At 61.1% G+C, this 5,647-nt stretch carries 7 protein-coding genes; 5 read left to right on the top strand and 2 right to left on the bottom strand.

Annotation, left to right across the window (positions count from 1 at the left end; translation table 11 throughout):
- Nucleotides 1-198: 198 nt before the first annotated feature.
- On the top strand, nucleotides 199-1,005 hold the full coding sequence (locus tag ACHFFA_RS08835) for a mechanosensitive ion channel family protein (protein ID WP_394270484.1): 807 nt from the start codon (nucleotides 199-201) through the stop codon (nucleotides 1,003-1,005).
- Between the two features lie 26 nt (nucleotides 1,006-1,031).
- Here ACHFFA_RS08835 and ACHFFA_RS08830 read toward each other — a convergent pair whose 3' ends face one another.
- A complete protein-coding gene (locus tag ACHFFA_RS08830) occupies nucleotides 1,032-1,649 on the bottom strand; it encodes a TetR/AcrR family transcriptional regulator (protein ID WP_394270483.1) in 618 nt (205 codons plus the stop codon).
- Entirely contained in the window at nucleotides 1,646-1,927 is a 282-nt protein-coding gene (locus ACHFFA_RS08825; protein WP_394270482.1) for a hypothetical protein, read from the bottom strand. The genes ACHFFA_RS08830 and ACHFFA_RS08825 overlap by 4 nt, the downstream gene beginning before the upstream one ends.
- Nucleotides 1,928-1,957: 30 nt before the next feature.
- Between ACHFFA_RS08825 and ACHFFA_RS08820 the strand changes: the two genes are divergently transcribed.
- From ACHFFA_RS08820 to ACHFFA_RS08805, 4 genes are read left to right on the top strand one after another with little or no spacing between them, the layout of a single operon-like run.
- The gene (locus ACHFFA_RS08820) at nucleotides 1,958-2,872 is read left to right on the top strand and encodes a catalase family protein (protein WP_394270481.1); all 915 of its coding nucleotides are present in this window, start codon (nucleotides 1,958-1,960) and stop codon (nucleotides 2,870-2,872) included.
- A gap of 25 nt (nucleotides 2,873-2,897) precedes the next feature.
- Nucleotides 2,898-3,593, top strand: a complete 696-nt coding sequence (locus ACHFFA_RS08815) for a hypothetical protein (protein WP_050599578.1) — start codon at nucleotides 2,898-2,900, stop codon at nucleotides 3,591-3,593.
- Between the two features lies 1 nt (nucleotide 3,594).
- Nucleotides 3,595-4,983, top strand: a complete 1,389-nt coding sequence (locus ACHFFA_RS08810) for a Dyp-type peroxidase (RefSeq protein ID WP_394270480.1) — start codon at nucleotides 3,595-3,597, stop codon at nucleotides 4,981-4,983.
- On the top strand, nucleotides 4,980-5,399 hold the full coding sequence (locus tag ACHFFA_RS08805; protein WP_394270479.1) for an acyl-CoA thioesterase: 420 nt from the start codon (nucleotides 4,980-4,982) through the stop codon (nucleotides 5,397-5,399). Before ACHFFA_RS08810 ends, ACHFFA_RS08805 begins: the two co-directional genes overlap by 4 nt.
- The last annotated feature ends 248 nt before the right edge of the window (nucleotides 5,400-5,647 follow it).

Raw genomic sequence — 5,647 nt, 5'->3', positions numbered from 1 at the left:
TGCAGCGATACATATGGCGGACATGAAGGTGTGGGCGCATCGGTCGTAGCGGGTGTGGATGCGTCGCCAGTCCTTGAGCCTGCCGAACATGTTCTCGACCTTGTGGCGCTGGCGGTAGAGGGCTGTGTCGTGCGGAATGGGAACTTTGCGGTTGTTCTTTGACGGGATGCAGGCGGCTATGCCACCGCGCGTCAGGTCGTGCTTCGCTATCTCGGCATCGCAGCGTGGATCGTGTTCCTGTGGTTCCTGTTCCGCCTGGTCGATGCGCTCGCCCGGTGGTTGTCGCTGCGCATGACGCGGCGCGCACGGTACCAGAGCGCGTCGGTCATCGTCTTTGCCCGCCGGGTGATCAAGGCCGGGCTGCTGGTTCTGGGGGCGCTCGGCATCCTCGATACGCTCGGCTTCGATGTCACCGCCGGTGTGGCAGCGCTCGGCATCGGCGGTCTGGTTCTGGCGCTGGGCGCACAGAAGACGGTCGAGAACCTGGTCGGCACCGTATCCGTGTTGGCCGACCGGCCGGTGAAGGTCGGGGATGTGTGCAAGGTCGGCGATGTGCTCGGCACGATCGAGGATATCGGGATGCGGTCGACCCGTATCAGGACGCTGGAACGGACCGTCGTCACGATCCCCAATGGCGATTTTTCCTCCCGCCAGATCGAAAACTATACCAAGCGCGAACGTTTTCTCTTCAACGAGACGATCGGGCTCGAATACTCTCTTGATGCAGCAAAGCTGCGTGAAGGGATTGCCCTGATAGAAGACGCGCTGGCGCAGAACGAACACATTGCCCCGGAGCCGCGCCGGGCGACATTACGCTATTTTGCAGCGGACTCGCTGGCAATCGAAACCTTCGCCTACATCATGACCGCCGATTTCGACGAAAGCCTGAGGATCCGCAACGATCTGATGCTCGACATCTACGAGCGATTGGAACGGGCAGGCATCGGGTTCGCCTTCCCGACACAGACCCTTTACCTGCGCAAGGACGAAACCGAGCAAGCGTGACGCGCTATGGTGGCGGTCGCGCAATGCTATCTGGCCGACGGTTCGCCGAACATGATCTGCCGGAAGACCTTCACGTAACTTTCCTCCGGCCGGGTGCCGTCGCCCGATCGCAAGACCGCGGTGTGCCAGAGTATGAGCAAGGTTTCGGTGATGACATCGGCGGGCAAGCGGAGTGGCTGCCCAAACTGGGCGGCCAGGCCTTCGATCAGAACCCGGAACTGGGCCGTTACACGCGCCTCCGCAGCCTTGTACTGCGCGCGGAATTCCGGGTTGCGAAAGGCATAGAGCTGCAATTCCAGCGCCAGCGCCGCCCAGGCCTGGCGATCGGGGATGTCGGCTAGCCACGCAGCAAGCGTTTGCATGGCCTGGTCGATATCGGCTTCCGGGATCGAGGCGGCGAGGTCTTCCAGTCGGTCCCGCTGTTCGGCCAAGTGACCTTCCATGACTTCGAGCAGCAGCAACTCCTTGCTCTCGAAGTTCGAATAAAAGGCGCCTTGCGTAAATCCGGCGTCGGCGCAGAGCTGGCGCACGGAAAGTGCCGGGATGGAATGGGCGATCATCAGCCGCTCGGCCGATTCGATCAGCTTGGCGCGGGTTTCCGCCTGGCTTTGCCGACGCGATTTGGTGGTGGTTTCGCCGCTCATGGTGCTCGATCCGTCTCAAAAGTCCTGATTTTCGGAACCAAATTTTCAGATATCACTTGATACTTCAAATGCCCGGCCAGAGGATCGGTTTCCCGTCGATCCTTTTCAGCAGGCAAAACAGGCAGGAGTTGTTGCCCATGCAGCCCATACGGTTCACCCCCGATGTCGAGCAAGTCGATCCCGACGAACAGCGGCTGACGCGCGAGATCGTCGAACAGATGAATGGGACGGCGCGCAACGCGTTCGAACGGCATCGGCACGCCCATCGCGATGCCCATGCGAAATCGCACGCGATCCTTAAGGGTAGCATGACCGTGCACGACGGTCTGTCGGCTGAGCTTGCGCAGGGCATCTTCGCTTCTCCGAAGACCTACGAGGTCGTCGCGCGGCTTTCGTCCGCGCCGGGCGATATCCATTCGGACGAGGTTCCGGCCCCGCGCGGTTTCGCGATCAAGGTGATCGGCGTTCCGGGTGACCGGCTTTCGTCCGACATCGGTGGCGAGAACCAGGATTTCCTGATGGTGAATTTCCCGGTGCTCGCCTTCGGCACGATCCCGAAATACAAGCAGATGCTGGGTCTGCTCGAAAAGAACGCGCATGCGCCCGATTTCTTCCAACGCCTCGTTGCCGGCGTGGCGCGCGGCGCGAAGGATGCGGTGGAAGCGGTGGGCAAGGTGCCGAGCGCGACGCTCGAGGGGTTGGCGCGCGACAACAATCATCCTCTCGGCGAAACCTATCATACGCAGGCCGCTGTCCGGTTCGGCGACCATGTCGCCAAACTGTCGCTCGCCCCGAAATCCCAATCCGTGCGCGATTTGACCGGTCGGGATCTCGAAGACGTCCAATATTCGACCATGCGCGACGTAATCGGCGATTTTTTCCGCGCGAACGGCACCGAATATGAATTGCGCGCGCAGCTCTGCACCGATCTCGAAACGATGCCGGTGGAAGATGCTGCCGTGTTGTGGGAAGAGGAAAAGTCTCCTCATCGTGCCGTCGCCACGCTGCGCTTCGACAGCCAAGACCCCTACAGCCCGCCACGCCAGGTGTTCGGCGACGATGTATTGTCGTTCAATCCATGGAACGGCGTCGAGGCGCATCGTCCGCTGGGCGGCATCATGCGCATTCGCCGCGCGGCCTACGAACGGTCCAGCGCCTATCGTCACACCCAGAACGATCGCCCGCGCATAGAGCCGCAGGCCCTGTCCGACATTCCCGATTGACCACCAAGCGCAAAAGGAGCGCGCCATGACCAAAAGCATCGATCCGCGTCTTGCCGATGAGAGCAAGCCCGAAGAAATCCGCCGCCGTGCGCGCGAGCTGGCAGAAGACTTGCCGCAGCTGGCGAAAATTGCGCTGGAAGCGATGATCCGTGACCACAATCCCGATTACAAGGGCACTGCCAACAAGGCGGGGCGCGCAGGCATGCAGTCGGGCAATGTGTCCGAACTGACTGCTATCGCCAAGGTGAAGCCGGGCGGGGCGGATCGCCTGCGCCGGATCTTCGATCTGACCAACGGCAATATGGACGGCGCGCAGCGCGTGTCGACCTTGCACGATATGCGCTTCGTTTTCTTCGACGACGATACGCGGATCCTGTTCGCCACCACCTATGATGGCGATTGGGACACTTACATCAACGATTTCGCCACCAAGATTCCCGGCTTGATGGACTTGCTCTTCGCCAACATCGAAGGATGGCCGGGCATCGACAGTCCCGAGGTGAAAGACTTCATCGCCGATCACCAGATCGATGCATCGGGCTGGTTCGTCGCAAATCCGCAGGTGACCGTTGTGGATACTCGCCGGTACCAGCGGATGGAGCACGCGCTGGAGGACTTCCTCGAAAAATCCCGGGCGAATGCAGATATGGATCCCGCCACCCGCCAGGCTCTCGACGAGCTGAGCACGGCTATCGCGCAACCCGAAGGCGTGGATTATTGACATGGGCATTCTCCAAGAACTTTCCGCCCGCTTCCGTCCCGACAAGGTCAAGCTCCAGCTCGACGATATCCAGGCGCTGATCCTGCGATCCCGGCCCGAACCCTATGTCGGCATCCATTCGATGATCCATGTCGACGAGGCCGCGGGTGGTCGGGATCTTTTACGACGCTTGGCCGACCATATCCCTGCTGCATCGGGGTGGACGGACGAACTAGATTCGTGGACCGGCGTCGCCATCAGCTACGATGGCTTGAAGGCACTCGGGCTGCCGGAAACCTCGCTGGGGAGTTTTCCGCTGGCCTTCCAGCAGGGCATGGCCGCTCGTGCCGAGCAACTACGCGATTTAGGCGAAAACGCGCCCGAAACATGGGAGGATCCCTATCGCCCCGGCACCTGCCATATCGCATTGACCATTTATGCGCGCGACGACGATGCGCTCGACGACGTGCTGGCAAAGGCCGAGGCCGAACTGGAAAAATCCACCGGCATCACGCTGATCGGTACGCACCGTTTCGGTGCCGACGAGGACGCAAAGAACCCCTTCGGCTTTCGCGACAGCATTTCGCAGCCGTTGGTCGACGGGAGCGGGGTCGACCCCTTGCCCGGTCAGGAGCGCGCGATCGCGCCTGGAGAATTCATCTTGGGCGAGGACAGCGAGACCGGCAGCCCGCTCGCCATGCCGCAACCCGAACCGCTTGGGCGCAACGGGTCATACATCGTGCTGCGCAAATACCAGAGCCGGGTCGGCGCCTTCAACGACTTCCTGCGCGGACAATCCGCCGACGAAGCCGAGCAGGATTATATCGCCGCGAAAATGTTCGGCCGGTGGCAGAGCGGTGCGCCATTGCCGCTTGCGCCGGAACGGGATGATCCGGAGCTCGGCGCCGATCCGCAGCGCAACAACGACTTCTCTTACGAAGACGATCATCGCGGCCTTGTCTGTCCGCACGCCGCGCACATGCGCCGCCTCAATCCGCGCGACAGCCAGCTTACGATCCTCAGCGACGTGAACATCCACCGCATTATCAGGCGCTCGTCTACCTATGGGCCGAAATGGAGCCGCGACGTGACATCCGAAGTCGATGCGCAGGAAGACCGCGGGCTGTTCTTCATCTTCATCAGCGCCAGGGCCTTCGATACGATCGAATTTCTCCAGCAGGAATGGATCAACCGTGGCAACTTCGTCGATCTGGGCGAAGAACGGGATCCGGTCGTCGGCCTGCACCAGACGCCCGGGACCTTTACCATTCCCGAAACGCCGGTGCGCCGAAAAATCGATGGCGTGACCACCTTCAACCGGCTGCGCGGCGGAGAATACATGTTCATGCCCTCGCTCACGGCCCTGCGCTGGATTGGCGACGGCGCATGGGACGAAGGCGCGAGCCCATGAACCCACAGAGGGGGCAGCAGGGCGGTTCGGCTTTCGTCTATCCCATCACGGTCGGCCCTGATGCGATCGACGAGCTCGATCACGTCAACAATGCGGTCTATCTGACCTGGGTGCAGCAGGCGATCACCGCCTATTGGGTCGCACATGCGCCGGCGGAGGAGGTCGCAAAGATCGCATGGATCGCCCTGCGCCACGACATCAGATATCGCAGCGAGGCGTTTCTCGGCGACCAGCTCGAGGCGAAAGTCCTCCTCAGGGGCTTTCGTGGGTCCCGCTCGCAATTCGAAATACAGTTCAGCCGCGGCAGCGTGTCTGTCGCCGAAGTGGACACGACCCTGTGCTGCATCGACCGAGAAACACGGCAGCTGCACCGCATCACGCACGAGTTGGCGAGGCATTTCGCCATTGTAGCTTAATGCACACGGCTTCTTGCCCTTTTTCTCCGAGCCATTTGACAATCCCAACGCGAAGGCGCGAGAATTGTATAAGTTCTATTAATCGCAGCCTCACAACTATCCCCGTTCTAAGTTCAGGACCCATTAAATCGCTTGCGCGGGAGGCAATCGGTTGATTCAATGGCAGCATCAAGGAGGTGGTGCTGTTGTCAGATCTGTGGTTGTTGAGCGAGGCGCAGATGCGCCGGATCGAGCCTTATTTCCCTCTG

The organism is Qipengyuania sp. (assembly GCF_043423005.1).
Classification (GTDB): Bacteria; Pseudomonadota; Alphaproteobacteria; order Sphingomonadales; family Sphingomonadaceae; genus Qipengyuania.
This window is presented reverse-complemented; position numbering and strand designations above follow the sequence as displayed.